The sequence below is a fragment of the Paenibacillus litoralis genome (assembly GCF_046244365.1).
Lineage (GTDB): Bacteria > Bacillota > Bacilli > Paenibacillales > NBRC-103111 > Paenibacillus_V.
Map to the genome: position 1 here is coordinate 4,497,675 of NZ_CP176395.1, position 17,692 is coordinate 4,515,366.

The window sequence follows — 17,692 nt, forward strand, 5'->3', positions numbered from 1 at the left end:
GTACGTTATCGCCCGTTTCTTGCGCGTCTTCAGCGGACCGTTCGGGTCCGTCCGCTACTTTTTTCCTTCTGCTCCCCCTCCCGGCCCTTCGGCCTCCATAAACTGAACGATAGAAGCAAGCGTGTTCAGCGACGAGAGCAAACCTGGATCGACATCAGGAAGCCCCGGAACGCGCTCCTCCAAGGCGGCGAATATTTCGACCCGCTTGATTGAGTCGATGCCAAGCCCTGCCTCCAAATCCGCTTCCAAGTCCAGCATATCGGGCGGATAGCCCGTCTTCTCACTGACGATTTCAAGCAAAATCGTTTTCATCGCCGCCCCTTGGGGTCCATAGGTCGAAGGCACGGTTCCCGGCGCATGCGCGGCAGCTATAGCAGCTTGCACAGGCGCAGGCGAAGGCACCGAAGCAGCCGGGGCCGCAAGAACAAGCGAAGGCGCGGCCGGGAACGCAGGCGGTTCGGGAACAACCGCAGACGTCCGCGGGGCAGCCGCCTGCGGCTGCTGAAGCGCTGCCGCCGCTTCCGGGGCAACCGACCAAAGGGCTGGCGCTTGCTCGTACTCTAGCGGAGACTGCTGCCATGCCGCTTCCCAGGCAGACGCGTAACTTCCGGTATCGAGACCGGGTTCCGCCCATTCGGACGCCCCCGGAGCGGGATACGCCCCGGCGCCGGATTGCATCAAGCTCCCAGCAAGGCGCAAAAACTGCATGTGGCTTTCGGTCATCATTTTCATGTACAAATCATGCGTATCCGCAACCTGCTTCTGGATGGCTGCGAAGTCGGCCGCCGGCATGATTGCTGCGGGCGCATGCTGGGCCGCAGGCTGCGGCTTGATAGGTGTCGACATAGAAGAACCTCCTGAATGTATGATTGGCGCTTGCCGGACCGGGCCTGTAAACGGCGTTTCCGCAGCAGCCGCTATTTCCCCATAAGCCGATCCTAAAGCCGAATCGCTTTGGACAATTGACAACGGCGAAGGCGAGAGCCCGGCATTGGATTCCGGATTTGGCGCGGGCAGCGCGGCGCTTCCTCCTTTGGGCGGGTAAGGGCGTCCCGAATTGGCTCCGTTGATCGTAACGGTCATCCTTTTCTTGGCGATTTCCTGCCGTTTCGGCAGCGGATCCTCCTCCTGCCAAAAAGCCGCGAAATCCATCTCCACCCCGGCGGCTGCGAGCCTCCCTAATCCGTGCCACAAACGGTCGATGCCGTTTGCGCCTTTGCTATCGAGCGCTATTGTCTGCACGTTCGCGCTTTTGGCTTTGGCACATTGCCCGATCAATCCGGTCAGGATGTTGCCGGGTCCCGGTTCGATAAACAGTGTGACACCGTCGTCGATCATCGATTCAACCATTTCACGGAAATGGACGGGCTCCGCGATTTGACGTGCAAGTCCGGCCTGCAGATCCGCCAGATCATCAGAGAAGGGAAACGCCGTCAGGTTCGAATACACGGGCGCGGATAAAGCCCGCCACTCCAGTCCACGGATTGCTTCTCGAAACGGCTGTACGGCTGCCTCGACGAGCGAAGAGTGGAAAGCGGCCGAAACCGGCAGGCGGCGGTATGCGACTCCCGCCCTGCGCAGCTCCTGCTCTGCCTCTTCGATGGCCGCCGCCGTACCGGAAAGGACAGTCTGCGAAGGCGAGTTGCGGTTCGCGATCGCGGCAGGTCGGCCTTCGGTAGAAGTCCCCGCGCATAAGAGCCGCTCCAGCTCAGCGGCATCCAGCATGACGGCGCTCATCGCGCCCGGCTCGCCACCGGCCGCCGCCTCCTGCATCGCTTCGCCCCGCATGCGCGCGGCAAGCAGCAGCGTCCGGGTGTCGAGGGCGCCGGCCGCGCACAGCGCGGTCCACTCGCCGAAGCTGTGCCCGGCGAAGCAGTCCGCTTTCACACCGAGGCGCGCGAGCAGCGCGTAGGCTGCCATACCGGCCGCCCCAAGTGCAGGCTGAGCCCATTCCGTCGGCGTCAGCCGCCCAGCTTGTGCCTTCTTCTGCTCGACATCATGGGCTGGTTGCGGAAATACTCGCTCATGCAGCTTCTCGCCGCCAAACGGCATGTCCGCCGCCAAATCCCATACCGCCCTAGCTTCGCCGAACGCCATAGCGAGATCTCCGCCCATTCCGACATACTGGCTCCCTTGCCCAGGGAATACAATCGCGAGCTTGCCGGCGTTTCTCCTACTACCTTCATTCGCGGCGCCCGGCCCGATCGAAGCGTAAATGCCTGACGCCGGATCATCAAAGCTTGAGCCGAGAGCCAGCCGTTCCGCAGCGCCCGCAAGCTTGTGCTGCAGCTCCTCGAAGCCGGCCGCCACGACTGCAAGCCTGCACGGCATCGAGGCGTCGAATGCCTCCTGCGCGCTGCGCGCCGCGTGCTTCAGCCGCCAGTCCGGCACCCGACACGCAAGTTCTCCGGCCAAACCAAGGGCCGCTTCGCGCAGCTTCGTCCCGTCGGATGCCGACAACACGATCAGCTCGCTCGGCATGCTCCGCAACCGGCTCGCCTTACGGCCGGGTCCTTCGTATTCCTCCGCCGTCAGATGAAAATTGCTTCCGCCAAAGCCGAACGAACTGACCGAAGCCCGGCGCGGATGATCCGAACCGCGAATCCAGGGCCTGGCTTCCGTGTTCAAATAAAACGGGCTGCTCTCGATCCCAAGCTTCGGATTCGGCGACGCAATCTTGATCGTCGGCGGCAGCACTTTATGGTGCAGGGCCATTACCGCCTTGAACAGGCTGGCTGCGCCGGCGGCCGCCTTCGTATGACCGATCTGCGATTTGACTGAGCCGAGTGCGCACCAGCCCCGGTCGTCCCGCCCCGATTCGCCGAATACGGCGCGAAGGCCTTCGAACTCCGCCGCATCGCCCGCTTTCGTGCCGGTGCCGTGCGCTTCCATCAACTCGACGGTTTCCGGCCCGTAGCCGGCATGTTCGTAAGCACGGCGGATCGCTCTGGCCTGCCCTTCCGGACGCGGTGCGTACACGCTCTTAGCCATTCCGTCGGAGGAGGTGCCGATGCCCTGGATAACGGCATAAATCCGGTCGCCGTCACGTTCGGCATCCGCCAGCCGTTTTAACGCCAGCATGCCGATGCCTTCCCCGATTATCGTGCCGTCCGCGTCGGCGGCAAAAGGCCGGCAATCCCCCGTCGGCGATAAAGCTGGCGTCTTCGTAAAACACATGTACATGAAAATGTCGTTCAGCGTGTCGACCCCGCCGGTAATGACTAGATCCGACTGACCGGTCGCGAGCTCCATCATGCCGATCGAGATCGCGGACAAGGAACTCGCGCAAGCGGCATCTGTCACGCAATTCGTGCCGCCGAGATCTAGCCGGTTCGCGATACGTCCGGCCACGACGTTGGCGAGAAGCCCAGGGAACGTGCTCTCCTGCCACGGAACGTAGTGGTTCGCGATCCGGTCGCAGATGGCCTGCACCTCTTCCTCGGGCAGCCCGCTCTCCCGCAGAGCCTTGACCCATACCGGACGCTGGATCCGCGCGCCCATCTCAACCACCAGTTCGGTGCCGGCGGCGACGCCGAGAATGACGCTGATCTTGTCCTTGTTCATGCCGGCGAACTGGCCTTCGGCCGCATCCTCCAGCACCTGCTTCGCCATCATCAAGGCGAGCAGCTGGCTTGTGTCCGTCGACGGAATGCTGCTCGGCAGAATCCCGAATTCGACCGGGTCGAATTCGACGTCGGGCAAGAAGCCGCCGCGTTTCGTATAAATCTTGTCTTCCTCCCGCGCATCCGGATCGTAATAATCGTCGATGAGGAAATGTGAGTCCGGGATGTCCTGAATCAGGTCCGCCCCTTCCAAAATATTTCGCCAAAAGCCGTGCTTGTCGACGGATCCGGGATACAGCGCGCTGACCCCGACAACCGCTATTTTCGCGCCTTCCGATTTCGGTTTGCCCATATCGGCCTCCTGTAAATCTAGTAGCCTAAAATTCGGCATTTTGATATAAAAGAATATAAGACTCGCGCCAAGCTGCATCAATGATAACGCTGGCGCCGCCGTCACGTTCGAGAGGGGGGTTCCCGTGCTGTCCGGCTTTTACTTCACCTGTTTGCCTTTTATTCTGCTGTTTCTTGCCATCGCGCTGCTCAATCGTAAGCGGGAAACCGTTCACCGCGCACTCACCCTGCTCGCACTGCTGCACCTGTTCACCGCTGTCATGGCGGCAGGCGTCCCGGCCGTTACAGTTCTTGCCGCAATTATCGGTGCAATCGCGGTCGACGAGCTGCGCAGGGCTTACGGAAAAGGCCGTGCAGCCGTTTATGCCGCCGCGTGCCTCTCATTTGTCGCCTTCGGTCTTTTCCTTGAGCCGCTGCTTCCCTGGAGCTTGATCGGCTACGGCGCAATCACGTTCCTGACCTTCGCCGCAGCCAAGGAAACCATCAGCCATCCCGCATTCGCCGCGCTTTTTGCCGCCTTCATCGTGTGCCTCGGCATCGTTGCTTTCCGGGGCCTGTATGCCATGGAGCCCGGTGCGATGATTGCCTTGATCATGCTCCTTCAGTTCAACGATGCGTTCGGCTACTTGGCAGGTAAAGCGCTAGGCAGAACGAAGCCGTTCCCCCGCCTCAGTCCCGGCAAGTCGGTCGAAGGCTATGCGGGTGGCGTCGCTGCTGTCGTACTTGGGCTCGTCTTTCTGCATACGACGGTTCCTGTACTTGCCGGCAAGCCGCTTTGGAACAGCATCGCGATCGGCCTCTTTATCGTCTTGTTCGGCAATGCAGGTGATTTGCTGCTGTCGGCGGTCAAGCGCAAGCTCGGCCTGAAGGACTTCAGCGCCTTGCTTCCGGGACATGGCGGCATTCTCGACAGGTTCGACAATATCCTGTTCGCTTCGCCGCCGTTCTATTTGCTTTGGCATTGGCTCGTATCGGGATAGCTCCCCCTATCTTCCGAATCATAGCCATCAAGATTATACAGGCAATTGTTTAAAACCCGTTTAAAATCGAAAAAAACCGATGACGACAGATTATCCCCTAACCAAAAAACGCCGCGCTCCCTCGAAAGAAGGAGCACGGCGTTTAAAGTTAGCAAGTCAGTTACCAACTTTATTGTATAGTTACCACTTTAATGACAGTTACCAACAAATCCAGTACTATCAAGCTTTTCGAGGGAAATAACGATTTTTGAGTGACAAATAAAGTTTTGAAATAGTCATTGGAAAGATGGCTTGATTTAAAATTTAAGTTTTGAAATGTGTAACGGATATGAAAAAAAAGGGGAGTTGTCCGCGGGCAACTCCCCTTAGTCGCCCCTCCCCATCGAGAATTGTTGGCAGACATTATAGTTGGTAACTAGTACCCTTTAGTTGAAAAGCTAAAATTTGATACGTTCTACAATGTATGTCTTCAACTCGGCGATCGGCATGCGCACCTGTTCCATCGTATCACGGTCACGAACGGTCACTTGACCGTCATTTTCCGACTCGAAGTCGTACGTGATGCAGAACGGCGTGCCGATCTCGTCATGGCGGCGATAGCGCTTACCGATCGACCCTGCGTCGTCATAGTCCACCAAGAACTCGGACGCGAGGTCCGCGAATACCCGCTGTGCACCTTCGGTGAGCTTCTTCGACAGCGGGAATACCGCCGCCTTGATCGGTGCGAGAGCCGGGTGGAAGCGAAGTACAGTACGGCTGTCGTCACCTTCGAGCTGTTGCTCCTCATAAGCGTCGATCAAGAAGGCCAGCGTCACGCGGTCGGCTCCTAGCGAAGGCTCGATGCAAAACGGCACGTAACGCTCGTTGTTCGCCTCTTGGTCGATATAGTAAAAGTCCTCGCCGGAATGTTTCATATGCTGTTTCAGGTCATAGTCCGTACGATCAGCAATGCCCCATAGCTCGCCCCAACCGAATGGAAATCGATACTCGATGTCGGTCGTCGCGTTGCTGTAGTGAGATAGTTCGTCTCCGGAATGATCGCGCAAGCGGATGTGGTCTTTCTTCACGCCTAGCGAAAGCAGCCAGTCGCGACAGAAGCCGCGCCAGTACTCAAACCACTTAAGATCCTCGCCGGGCTTGCAGAAAAACTCAAGCTCCATTTGCTCAAACTCGCGAGTCCGAAAAGTGAAGTTGCCAGGCGTTATTTCGTTCCGGAAACTTTTACCGATTTGGCCGATGCCAAACGGCAACTTCTTGCGCATCGTACGCTGTACGTTCTTGAAGTTGACGAAAATCCCTTGTGCTGTCTCCGGGCGAAGGTGAATCTCATTTACGCTGGATTCGGTCACACCTTGAAACGTTTTGAACATCAGGTTAAACTGGCGGATGTCTGTGAAGTCATTGTTACCGCAATCCGGGCAAGTGATGTTGTACTCTTTGATCAGAGCCTTCATCTGATCAAACGACAGACCGTCAACGACCATTTCGTTACCCTTATCGGCCAGGGCATTCTCAATAATTTTGTCTGCGCGATGGCGCGCTTTACAGTTTTTACAGTCAATCATGGGGTCGTTGAAATTGCCAACGTGGCCGGAAGCGACCCACACTTGCGGATTCATCAAAATTGCTGCGTCCAGCCCGACATTGTAAGGAGATTCCTGGATGAATTTTTTCCACCAGGCACGCTTGATGTTGTTTTTCAGTTCGATGCCAAGCGGGCCGTAGTCCCATGTATTCGCAAGACCGCCGTAAATTTCTGAGCCGGGAAAAATAAAGCCCCTGTGCTTGGCCAAAGCCACGACTTGTTCCATCGATATATTCATATTTTATTGCCTCCCTCACGTGATTGTTTGAAAAATAATAAAGCTCTCGTCCCTAGGCGTGTATAATGGATACACGCCTAGGGACGAGAGCTGCTTAGCACCCGCGGTTCCACCCTAGTTGGCGTCTTGGCTCAAGACACCCGCTTTTTAAACGTACCGGCTCCGGACTGCCGTTTCCTTGCTGCCTTGTCCGGGCTTGCACCGTCCCCGGATCGCTGGATTCAAAACACTCGCAAGTACTATTCGTCCTTCATGGCCTTACCTATATTTGACAGTCATTTTACCTAAAAACGGAATAAAAAGCAATGAGGGGACCGTAAAAGCAGGCAGCGATTCAGCAATTCTCTTTTTTGATCTCTCTGCCTGTTAGTGGAGAAAACTGCCGATTGTGTCGGCAGCCTGTGTAATGGTGCTACCGTACCCGTTAGTTTAACGCCAACGAATGAAAATGCCATCCAGCGATCAGGAAGGCATTTCCTTGCTATTACTTCTTATTTTCGATCATGCCGTAGTGAACGCCAAGCGGATCGATGATGTAAGCAAGCGCAAAGTCGCCGTTCAAAAAAGTAGGTATAAACCAGCCCTGAATCGTCCATTTACTATCAGGCTTTAGGTAAAGCTTTAAACTTAAGTAATAAAATGATTCAAAGAAAATATTGAACTTTTTACAAAAGAACCCATCGACGATCTTTTTTGTTTACATAACATTATTATTGAAAACTAGATTTCGAGCGGGCTGTCGTTCTGAAATTTTGATGCATTATCTTAGTATAATTGGAATGACAAAAAAGCCGGATCCGACATCAAGATACCGGCTGAATTATTTTTGTTCCCTGTCCCTCAGCTTACTTTACCCTTAACGGCTGCTGTCGGACTGGGACGCAGTGTTTCGGGCTATATTCGATAATATATAAGTTTATTTACGGCGTGAAACATCCCTTTATTGTCGGTTGACTTCGTTGCGCTTGATTTCTTCGCGAATAAATGAAAAAGCTCTGCCTAAAGAAACTTTGATTAGACAGACAAAGTATTTAAACAACATTGTGGAGCAAGATCATCGATTCATAAAGAAAATCACAAAACCGATGCTTGGTTCCAAAACGTTTCACACTGCGGAACAGACGTTAAAGGGAATTGAGGCCATGCATATGATTAGTAAAGGACAGGCGGTAAATAATTCGTCTGTCCTCTCTACTTTTGAATGGCTTAATAAAATATTTGGTATTGTGGCATAGCTAATTTACAATTTGTTGTGTATCTTATATCAATTTTAATTCTTGCACCACTACCACTTTATCCTCGTTAGATCACTTCGAGTTGATCCGCTTCCGGAAGCTGTGGGTACGCTTGATGAGGCTATAGCTGATACCAGAAGGCCACGGATGAAATATCATCCTGCAATGGCAAATATCTTCCTCCGGATCACCATCCAAGCGCCTGAATCGTTATCCTTAACTCCTCCTGGAATCGAATCGGGTCCATGATATGCCATCTATACATGCCAAACCTTCTCCCCTTCCCCCCACCAGCCTGTATGGTTGACTTGCCAGGCAAGGTAGGTGCCGACATAGTGCCCTGCTCCTTTTACGCCGTCCAGAATGAGCAGCTCCGGATTGCCGAGCAAAGCGGCGGCAATCCCAAGCCGCTGCGGTCGACGGAATTCCGACAGCCACCTCAAAGCAATGGCGTACCGCTAAACTATGATGGCTCTATAAAAGAAATCTGACGCAGCATACGGATCAATAACACGGCTGTCTCCGCACGTGTCACCGGTTCAAGCGGGCGCAAACTTTGGCTGTCATCCCCCTGAAATACGCCCATTCCGGACATGCGAGCAACTGACTCCTTCGCCCAATTGCTGATCTCGTAACCATCCCGATAGCCATCAATAATCGACGTGACTTCAAGCGTGTCCGGAAATGAGCGGAACGCGGATTCCCGCGTCGTACGTTCAACGTTTGGCGCGCGGCAATCCTTCACCGTGATCGCTCCATAGCATGACGATCGTATTGTCCGCTAATCCGTCTTCGTCAAGCTGCTGCAGGATGCGTCCCACGTATTCGTCCGCGTTTGCCACATTGTCATAAAGTTTGGCAAGCGCCAGTCGCGATTTAGGCGTGTCGGGTATATAGGGAGGAACGATAACTCGGTTGGGATCGGTCATAAGCGGCTTCTCGCCGCCTTGAATTTTATGCAAAAATTTCGTCATTTCCCCCGGCCACATGCAGCTCTCATGGGTAAATATATAGTAGAATACCGCAAAGAAAGACTGTCCGGGCTCCCGGTTGCGCCAATGCGCCTCCCTTCCGTTTTCGTCCCAAGCCGTTAATGGCACCTCGAACTGGTAATCCGTCTTAAAGTTGTTCGTACAAAAATATCCGTTCGCGCGCATCATTTCGGGAATCGTCTTGACATGAGCAGGCGGAACAGCATAATAAGGGGTCGGCAGTTCCTGCGTATAAGGATTGGTGTGCTCTGTTCGCATATGATGGGTACCGATCGAAGTCGGGTTGAATGGCTCATCCGGCATTACTCCCTACGTTCGAATCTGATTCATGGCCTGCTGTTTATTTCCGCCAACATCTCATCCAAAATCCGCTCGTCGATCTCGCCTTTGCTGAACCAAAGCAATAAGCGAGCCGGCGCGTTCATGAGCATCGCCATCGACATCTCTGCATTTTCTTCGCCCATCGATCCGTCCAGCGGATTCCGCTTTAGCATTTGTGCCAGATAAGATTTGGCGAACGGATCCTTAAGTAAATCGCCGATCGTCGAGTTACGGGTAAAGTGTTGCTTCAAGGTCGTTGTCGAAACGACATGGACCGTCTCCTGAAGCACAACGTCTCGCGAAGATTTGCCGATCAATATCTCGAACTGCCCCGTTTCCACGTGCCAATCCTTTATTTCCGCGTTGTAATAAGCGAAGGAGCGTTTATCGAGCACAAAGCGGACTGTTTTTTCCTCTCCCGGTTGAAGCAGCACCTTGTCAAAGCCCTTCAGCTCTTTGTCGGGACGGATGACGGTGCTGGCCGTATCGCGAACGTAGAGCTGGATAATTTCTTGACCCGCGCGATCGCCGGTATTAGTCACCTTTAGGCTTACGCTAAGTGTCTCTTTGTCTAGCATCTCTTTCTTGGACAGGGTCAGGTCGGAATAGTCGAAGTTCGTATAGCTCAATCCGTAACCGAAAGGAAAGAGCGGCTCGATGTCCTTCGTGTCGTAATAGCGATATCCGACCAGCAGCCCTTCCTTGTATTCGACGCGGTCTCCCTCGCCCGGAAAGTTCGGATGGGAAGGATTGTGCTTCAAGCTGATCGGGAACGTCTCAGCCAATTTCCCGCTTGGATTGGCATCGCCAAACAATAAATCCGCTGCCGCTCCGCCAAGCGCCTGTCCGCCCAGGTACGCTTCAAGTACAGCCTTCGCCTTGCCGAGCCACGGCATCTCTACAGGCGATCCGTTGCTAAGAACAACGATGACGTTCGGCTGCACTTCTGATACGGACTCAATCAATGACACTTGGTTATGCGGGATACGCAAATGCGTGCGGTCGTAGCCTTCCGACTCGTAACGATCGGGAAGCCCGATGAACAAGACCGCGGCCGCCGCCTGTTTCGCAACTGCTTTCGCTTCCTCGGCCAATACCGCATCCATGTCGTCCGATGCAAGCTTATAGCCTTGCGCATAGAGGATTTCCGCCCCGCTGCCCGCCGATTTCGCCATCTCCGAGGCGATATCGTCCAGAATCGTCGGGTTCACGCGAGAGCTTCCCCCTCCTTGGTATCTCGGCGACTTCGCCATCTCTCCGATAACCGCAATCTTGCTTCCCTTCTTCAGGGGGAGGATGCCGCCTTCATTTTTGAGCAGGACCATGCTTTCCCTGGCCACTTCTCTTGCCAGCCGGTGATGGGCTTCCTTATCGTACGCTGCAGCCGTCTTCTTTTGGTCCGCTGTCTTGAATATGACGGTCAGCAGCCGCTCGACCGCACGATCCAGCGTTTCCTCCGCTAGCTTGCCTGTCTTCACTGCATTCAAGATTTTGTCTGTGCCTCTATCGAATGGCATTTCGAGCTCCAAGCCTGCCGCGAGTCCCTTGTCGCGCTCGTTAACCGCTCCCCAGTCGGAGACGACAAAGCCTTCATGACCCCACTCGTCCTTCAAAATATCGGTCAACAGCAGGCTGTTTTCCGAGGCGTACTCGCCGTTTACTTTGTTGTACGCGCACATGACGGTCCATGGCTGCGAAAGTTTGACCGCGCCTTCAAAGCTGGCCAAATAAATTTCCCGAAGAGTGCGCTCGTCGACGATCGTATCGACCGTCATTCGGCGGTGTTCCTGATTGTTGGCCGCAAAATGCTTAAGCGACGTACCGACGCCTTGGCTCTGCACCCCGTTAATGTGATGTGCGGCCATTTCGGAGGACAAATACGGATCCTCCGAGAAATATTCGAAATTTCTGCCGCACAGCGGCGAACGCTTGATGTTCGTGCCAGGTCCGAGCAGAATCCCGACTTCCTCCGCTTGACATTCCACGCCAAGCGCCACACCCATCCGCCCGATTAGTTCACGGTTCCAAGAACTTGCCACGCCGGCGGCTGTCGGGAAGCAGGTCGACGGTACACTGTCGTAAATGCCGAGGTGATCGGCTGCGTTTTTCTGTACCCGAAGGCCGTGCGGGCCGTCGGAAAGCCGAATCGAAGGTATACCAAGCCGTTCGATGCCTTTCATATGCCAGAAATCCGCACCGCCGCACAGGCCGGCTTTTTCCTCCAGTGTCATTTGCGCAATCAATTGTCGAATGTCCCGTTTCGTTCCAATCATCTTTATATTCCTCCTTGTTTATCATCCTTTGAATCAGATTACTTTACGGCACCGATCGTAACTCCTTTGACGAAATACTTCTGAAAGAATGGGTACACGATTAAAATCGGCAGGACACCGCCAACGGCAATCGCCATTCTTACGGACGTACTTGGGAGCTCAGCCATCTTGGATGCGGTACCGCTTGAAGATAAGCTGCTGTTGCTGTTCAAAAATTGAATATCCTGAATGAGCCGGTTCAAAATATTTTGAATGCTGAACAGCTTCGGATCCGTCACATAGGTTAATCCGTTAAACCAATCGTTCCAGTACAAAATGGCTTCGAACAACCCTATTGTCGCGAGGATAGGAAGCGATAAAGGAAGAACGATTCTGCAAAACGTTTTTATTTCGCCTGCCCCGTCGATTTTAGCCGCTTCAATGAGCGCAGGAGGCCCGCCCGAACCGCAGCCTGCAGTTGCAAATGCCAATGCCAGGATTGTACTTAGCAGAGCAACTCTTTTTTCATGAAGATCCCCCATCCTTTCATAGTTACGAATCGATTCTGAACGGATCGCTTTCCTTCCTTTCATCCGATTGTAGCTTCATTATAGGTTCATGCCTTAACGGTCACTACTCCGGATTCGACTTTTCGTTTGCCTGGTTTCGACCAGTTTGCTGCCGATATTCATTTGGCGTCATGTTCGTCATCTGTTTGAATCAATATATGATAGATCAATTGGAGAAAATTATGATGAAATTGAAGCAGCATTCCGGCATTCAACCCTTCTGTTTCGACCATCGTTTTCAAATAATTTTCCGCCTCTGACAATACCTTTCCCATGGAGCCTTCCTTCAGCATGGCCGACCACACCTCCATATCCGGCATCTGAACAGATCGGGAGAGTTGTTTCGCACCGGTTAACATGAAAACCTTATTGTTATAGGCGACATTCTCATCGCGCGTTTTTATGGGCTTTTAATATCTTTGGACGCTTATCAATACAGGGAGAAACCTCATTTCCTCCGAAAAGGGGATTCTCCGGTCAGCCGCAGCCTTACGAATCGCGTCCAGATTGGAAGGGACAACAACTTTATCCCATAACACAAAAAACCGCGATTTACGCGGTACTTAATGAGATTATGTTCTTGTCATCCGACATCTTGTGTCACAATCGACTTCACTCCACTTTTACAACTTCGTTCTGCCGACTCTTTATCCTGCCCGCAACGAGGCTGCCGGTTCATGGCTGCCGTATGCGGCAGCCTCACGCTGTCTCCGGACATATGAGGCAAGGAAAGGATTTTCATCTCGAAAAAAAGTGAAGCGACTTGCCGCAGCAGCAGCTATCGCTTCACCTCCTTAGAATACTCTCTTATTCCCCTAGAGTTTGCTGCATGTACCGCGCATCCCGCACGAGCACCTGGGCAGCCATCGCAGTAATATGCTTGCCGTTCTGTGCCTCCACTTCGTGGATTAGAGCTTCCAGACTCCCGTTCTCAAGCTTATGACGCAGGCTGTTCGCGATTCCCTCATTATCGATCCAGGACATTGCCCTAAACCGCTCGATGAGCGCCTTGACCGAATTCGCATCAGCTCGGGTTCTGAACGTAACCGTAAAGCTTCTACTATTCCCGGCTGCGTCGGAGACGGTTGCGGTTATCGTATGCATACCGAGCGGGAGCGCATACAACGCGATCGGGCCTTCCCCGATCACCTCCTGGTCATCCAATCGCACTTTCATTTGCGCCCGGTCCACTCCGGATGGCCCGTCAAGCAAACCAAACTGAGGAACAAGCTCCTCGCTGTCCGCATACGACTGATCCGCCACAGGCTTCTCAGCCGTAATGACCGGGGGCGTCGTATCCAGACGAATGTTTATCGTATGCGCAGCCTCTTCGTTTCCCGCCCGGTCGGTCGACCGATAGTTGATTGTGTAGCTACCGTCCTGAGCGAACCGGATAGGCGACGAATACGACTGCCAGCTTGCTCCGCCATCCAGGCTGTATACCGTATCCGTTACGCCGGAAGTCACATCGGACGCGGTCAATGTCAACGTTGTCGGAGTGACGTACCACCCGTTCAGCCCGTCCGGCTGCTCCGGGGACAGGGCCGCAGTCGTCGCCGGTGCCGTCCGGTCAAGACGAAGCGTGAGCGCCTGCGCCGTCTCCGCATTCCCCGACAGGTCGGTCGACCGGTAACGAAAGTCGATCGCTCCGCTGTCCTGATCGATCGTGACCGGCGCCGTGTAGCGGCTCCAATTCGCCCCGCCGTCCAGACTATAGACGGTTTGCGCAACGCTGGACGAGCGAGCGCCCGGGCTCAGTCGCAAAGTGATCGGCTGCACGTACCAGCCGTTCGCCCCGTCCGGCTGTGACGGGTTGATTGCCGCCTCCGTCACCGGCTGGCGAAGCTGCGTGACCTCGATATCATCGAACGTCAGACTCTCGAAGCCACCTGCATAAAAGCCGATCGTACCGGACAGATTGTGCGCCGGGTCGGAGGCTCTCAGTTTAAGTTTGCCGTCGACATACAAACCGATGTCGGCACCGTTTACGATCAACTCGACGGTGTATTCGGTGTTCGGCGCCAAATCTTCATAAGGCAGGTCGGATTTCTTCACGGTCGCCCAGGCCCCGTTGTAAAGAATCCATTGCGACGCACCGTCCGTCGTCTTCCGATATCCGATTCGGTCGCCGCTCCCGGATACAAGGCGGTCGAAAATATAGAACGTCGCCGCGCCTGGGATAACCGCTGGCGTCTTCAGCTTAAACTTCAGCTGGTAGTTCGTGAACGAGCGCGGGGAAGTGGCGGACGCCCCCTTGAGCAGCTTATATTTGCGATTGCCGTCCACCGTGACGATGCTTCGGTTCGGATCGACCGGCCAGCCGCCGCCTCCGGATTCGAAATCCGTTCTGAGCAGAATGTCCGACACGACGATGCGGGCAGCCGCCGAGGCCCTGGGATTTTCAACCGAAGTGACAGTAATGACCGTCTCTCCCGGTCCGACAGCCGTAACCAAGCCGTTCGCATCGACAACGGCTGCGGACGGATTGCTCGACGTCCAAGTAACGGAGCGATCGGCGGCGTCGGACGGATCGAAGCTAACCTTCAGTTGCAACGTTTCGTCCGCTCCGAGATTCGCGCTGCTCCGGTCCAGCAGCAGTCCGGCGACCCGACCGGTCGGCACCGACAGCTTGATGTCGTCGAACAGCAGGTAGTCGAAACCGCCCGCATAAAAGCCGACCGTACCGGACGGATTATGCGTAGAGTCCGTCGCCTTCAGTTTCAGCGCGCCGTCGACGTACAAACTGATGTCGGCTCCCTTCACCAGCAGCTTAACGCTGTATTCGGTATCCGGTGCCAAATCCCCGTTCGGCAGGTTCGATTCCTTGACGGTCGCCCATGCCTGATTATAGAGGAGCCATTTGGACGTTCCATCCTCAAGCTTGCGGTATCCGATGCGGCCGCCCCCGTTAGCGCCAAGCCGGTCGAATATATAGAACGTGCCGATATTCGGCATCGAAGGCGGCGTTTTCAGCTTGAACGTCAGCTCATAATTCGTATATTCATTCGGCGAAACGGCGGTTGCGCCTTTCAGCACCTTATACATATGGTTGCCGCCGACGTCGACGATGGACCGGTTCGGATCGACCGGCCAGCTGTTTCGTCCCGTCTCGAAATCGGTATATTCGTAAATCCCGTCCCCGACCTCGACTTCGACCTGAACCTCTTCGTAGAGCAGCGGATTGTCGTCCGAGGCGACCGTGACGACCGCCTGCCCGACATTCACCCCTTTAATCGTCCCCTTGTCATCCACCTTAACCACGCTCGAATTACTGGAGGCAAAATGCAGCTTAGGATTGGTCGCATCCCAAGGCAGCACGGCCGCGTGCAGGTCGTACGTTTTACCGATGCCGACCGTCACGTTCCGATCGTATACCCGGACACCCTGTACAGGAATCGTGTCCGGTGCGAGATACGGCCCGGCTTTCCCCACAATCCCGATTTCGCTGAACGGAATCGGCTTGAAGCCGGGAATTTGCCGGAATACCTCCGCATCGCTCTTCAGATTAAGGTCGCCTGCCGCTAGGTTGACGAAGCCCGGATCCCGATCCGTCACCCAGTTCCCTCCGTACTGCAGCAGATTGAACTTGTCGTACGCACCCTGCGCGTTCGTGATGCTGCTGCGCGTTTTCGTCGGATTGTAGACAACGTTGTTCTGGTATACGTTCGTCCTCGGATAAAACCGGTCTTCCGTGAAAAAGTCGGCCAGCTCCGGATATTTCGCCAAATACGGTGTCCCTGCAAAGTTGTTATTCTGCGCGAACAAAGCCTGCCATCTCGGCATATAGTCCTTGGCGATCGGCTTGTTCGGCTCGCTGCCCAGGTATATATCCGCATAATCGTAAGGCACTTTGCTGTCGACAAACAGATTGTTGCGGGTCTTGATATGCGCGCCCCCGTTATTTTTGACGGCGGAGTTGCCCATTCTGTAAAAAATATTATCTTCGATCGTCAGCCCCATCGTAAAATTGTCCGGATAGACGCCTTCCACACCGGCCTTGCCTTCTCCGATATGGTGAAAATAGTTGCCCCGGATGACCGTTCCCCGCTGCTGCGGCGTGTCACCGGCATTCATATAGATGGCGCCGAGGTCGGAGAACATTTTGCAAACGTCATAAATGTTGTTAAACTCGACCGAATGATCATTGCCGAAGATCAGTATGCCGGGATGCGGCGCATCGTGAATTTCGTTATGCGACACGCGGTTTCCTACGCCGGTCAGGATGACGCTAGGATTGTAAGCCTTATGATAGTAGGCGAAATCGTGCAGATGAGAATTTTCCACATAGTTGTTCCCGGGCTCCAGCGTGGTCCGGCTGCCTCCGTTCAAGACGACCGCCGTGCCGCCGATATGATGAATATGACTGTTCATGACTCCGTGGTAGACGCCCGTCGCCGGTGCAAAGTCGTTGTACAGCCACCGGCTTTGCGTATTGATCAGCACGCCGCCGTTTGTGAAGTTGCGGATGTCGCAATGCTTTATCAGCACGTGATCGCCGCCCATGATGACTACGGCGGAATCGCGGCCGTTCTCCAAAGTCAGATCCTCGAACGTGACATAAGAAACGCCCACCGCATTGATCATCGGCGTCTTCAGCATCGTTACGGTAATGTCGGGATGATCCGCCTCGAACGCCGCCGTAGGCAGGAAGTAAAGGATGCCCTGCGTGCGGTCGATGTAGTATTCGCCGGGCATGTCGATTTCCTCGAGCAAATTTTGCGCGAAGTGGAAATCCGGGTACCAGTTCTTGAACAAGCCGCTCATCTCGCCGTAGCGCAGCGTAATTCGCTTGTTCACCGTGTCGATCGACGCGATCTTGTTGTACGACCATTCCCAACTGTAGCCGAAAATGCCGTCAAGCCAAATATCGTCGGCCTTCGTCCAATATTGCGGCCGATCGTAGGTGTAGCCGAACGTGCCTCCCCGTTCCTGCAAATCGGCATCCTTGCGGGTCGGACCCGGATCGACGATGTCGCCCATCTGGACCGTTCCGTTATTGGGCCAGCGGGCAAGCGTCATTCCTTCGCCGTCCACGTACAGCTCCATCGGGGGAACCTGGCTGACGTCGTTCGCCTTATAGTAGCCGTGGCGGCTCATCACGCCGTAATCGGTAATCCCATGACTGCGCAGATCGGCCCGCAGCACCTTAGTCCGGGCATCGGTGCTGATGATGCGCTGCAAGACCTCTGGGTCCGTGACCGGCGCGAACCAGCTCTTATCGAGCGCCTGGCCGCCGGACAGCCGGACGCTTTCGCCCGGGTAGGCTTTATACGTGATGGAGCTGCCGGCCGTGCCGGAATCCTGCTGCTCCAGCTGAAAGCTCGCGGACCTTTCGTATGTACCGCCCCGCAAATATACGGTCACACCGCCAGCCTGCAAGCCTGAGGAGCTCTTCAGCTGACGGACCGCGTCGCGCGCCCTCTCCAGCGTCCGGAAAGGCGCGTCGATCGCGCCCGAATTGGAATCGCTTCCATTCGGCGCCACATAGAAGGCCGTTTCCGGTGACCCGGACTCGGCCTGAACGGCAGGCAAAGCAAAGACGTTAAGCAGAAGTGCGACGATCACGAGAAGGATTGCCTTGTTTCCGAGCATGCTTCTCCATCCCT

At 54.9% G+C, this 17,692-nt stretch carries 12 protein-coding genes; 2 read left to right on the forward strand and 10 right to left on the reverse strand.

The window, feature by feature from the left end; genetic code table 11:
* Positions 1-54: 54 nt before the first annotated feature.
* A complete protein-coding gene (locus ACKGJP_RS18755; protein ID WP_409340347.1) occupies positions 55-3,915 on the reverse strand; it encodes a beta-ketoacyl synthase N-terminal-like domain-containing protein in 3,861 nt (1,286 codons plus the stop codon).
* 124 nt (positions 3,916-4,039) lie between these two features.
* On the opposite strand from ACKGJP_RS18755, the gene ACKGJP_RS18760 reads away from it, so the two are divergent.
* Positions 4,040-4,894, forward strand: a complete 855-nt coding sequence (locus ACKGJP_RS18760) for a phosphatidate cytidylyltransferase (protein ID WP_409340348.1) — start codon at positions 4,040-4,042, stop codon at positions 4,892-4,894.
* A 437-nt stretch (positions 4,895-5,331) separates the two neighbouring features.
* On the opposite strand, the gene ACKGJP_RS18765 is transcribed toward ACKGJP_RS18760, so the two are convergent.
* Positions 5,332-6,717, reverse strand: a complete 1,386-nt coding sequence (locus tag ACKGJP_RS18765) for a glycine--tRNA ligase (protein WP_409340349.1) — start codon at positions 6,715-6,717, stop codon at positions 5,332-5,334.
* Between the two features lie 959 nt (positions 6,718-7,676).
* Between ACKGJP_RS18765 and ACKGJP_RS18770 the strand changes: the two genes are divergently transcribed.
* Positions 7,677-7,952: a DDE-type integrase/transposase/recombinase gene (locus ACKGJP_RS18770; protein WP_409340350.1), complete on the forward strand. Its 276-nt coding sequence runs from the start codon at positions 7,677-7,679 to the stop codon at positions 7,950-7,952.
* Positions 7,953-8,139: 187 nt separating this feature from the next.
* On the opposite strand, the gene ACKGJP_RS18775 is transcribed toward ACKGJP_RS18770, so the two are convergent.
* The 8 genes from ACKGJP_RS18775 to ACKGJP_RS18810 form a co-directional block, all read right to left on the reverse strand.
* The gene (locus ACKGJP_RS18775; RefSeq protein ID WP_409347195.1) at positions 8,140-8,217 is read right to left on the reverse strand and encodes a DUF2961 domain-containing protein; all 78 of its coding nucleotides are present in this window, start codon (positions 8,215-8,217) and stop codon (positions 8,140-8,142) included.
* On the reverse strand, positions 8,210-8,395 hold the full coding sequence (locus ACKGJP_RS18780) for a DUF2961 domain-containing protein (RefSeq protein WP_409340351.1): 186 nt from the start codon (positions 8,393-8,395) through the stop codon (positions 8,210-8,212). Before ACKGJP_RS18780 ends, ACKGJP_RS18775 begins: the two co-directional genes overlap by 8 nt.
* Before the next feature lie 20 nt (positions 8,396-8,415).
* A complete protein-coding gene (locus ACKGJP_RS18785) occupies positions 8,416-8,697 on the reverse strand; it encodes an S-layer homology domain-containing protein (RefSeq protein WP_409340352.1) in 282 nt (93 codons plus the stop codon).
* Positions 8,669-9,247: a sulfatase-like hydrolase/transferase gene (locus ACKGJP_RS18790; protein ID WP_409340353.1), complete on the reverse strand. Its 579-nt coding sequence runs from the start codon at positions 9,245-9,247 to the stop codon at positions 8,669-8,671. The genes ACKGJP_RS18785 and ACKGJP_RS18790 overlap by 29 nt, the downstream gene beginning before the upstream one ends.
* Positions 9,248-9,270: 23 nt before the next feature.
* Positions 9,271-11,538 (reverse strand): beta-glucosidase, encoded by a 2,268-nt coding sequence (locus tag ACKGJP_RS18795; RefSeq protein ID WP_409340354.1) that lies wholly within the window; start codon positions 11,536-11,538, stop codon positions 9,271-9,273.
* Positions 11,539-11,576: 38 nt separating this feature from the next.
* Positions 11,577-12,110 carry a carbohydrate ABC transporter permease gene (locus ACKGJP_RS18800; protein ID WP_409340355.1) on the reverse strand — a complete coding sequence of 178 codons (534 nt, stop codon included), beginning with the start codon at positions 12,108-12,110 and terminating at the stop codon, positions 11,577-11,579.
* Positions 12,111-12,205: 95 nt separating this feature from the next.
* Complete coding sequence (locus tag ACKGJP_RS18805; RefSeq protein WP_409340356.1) at positions 12,206-12,379, reverse strand: hypothetical protein; 174 nt, start codon at positions 12,377-12,379, stop codon at positions 12,206-12,208.
* Between the two features lie 514 nt (positions 12,380-12,893).
* Complete coding sequence (locus ACKGJP_RS18810) at positions 12,894-17,678, reverse strand: OmpL47-type beta-barrel domain-containing protein (protein ID WP_409340357.1); 4,785 nt, start codon at positions 17,676-17,678, stop codon at positions 12,894-12,896.
* Positions 17,679-17,692 lie beyond the last annotated feature (14 nt).

Excerpts from the sequence above, each read along its gene's own strand:
- ACKGJP_RS18755 (WP_409340347.1), bottom strand. The coding sequence starts at position 3,915 with ATGGGCAAACCGAAATCGGAAGGCGCGAAAATAGCGGTTGTCGGGGTC.
- ACKGJP_RS18765 (WP_409340349.1), bottom strand. The coding sequence starts at position 6,717 with ATGAATATATCGATGGAACAAGTCGTGGCTTTGGCCAAGCACAGGGGC.
- ACKGJP_RS18775 (WP_409347195.1), bottom strand. The coding sequence starts at position 8,217 with ATGTATAGATGGCATATCATGGACCCGATTCGATTCCAGGAGGAGTTA.
- ACKGJP_RS18790 (WP_409340353.1), bottom strand. The coding sequence starts at position 9,247 with ATGCCGGATGAGCCATTCAACCCGACTTCGATCGGTACCCATCATATG.
- ACKGJP_RS18795 (WP_409340354.1), bottom strand. The coding sequence starts at position 11,538 with ATGATTGGAACGAAACGGGACATTCGACAATTGATTGCGCAAATGACA.
- ACKGJP_RS18800 (WP_409340355.1), bottom strand. The coding sequence starts at position 12,110 with ATGAAAGGAAGGAAAGCGATCCGTTCAGAATCGATTCGTAACTATGAA.
- ACKGJP_RS18805 (WP_409340356.1), bottom strand. The coding sequence starts at position 12,379 with ATGCTGAAGGAAGGCTCCATGGGAAAGGTATTGTCAGAGGCGGAAAAT.
- ACKGJP_RS18810 (WP_409340357.1), bottom strand. The coding sequence starts at position 17,678 with ATGCTCGGAAACAAGGCAATCCTTCTCGTGATCGTCGCACTTCTGCTT.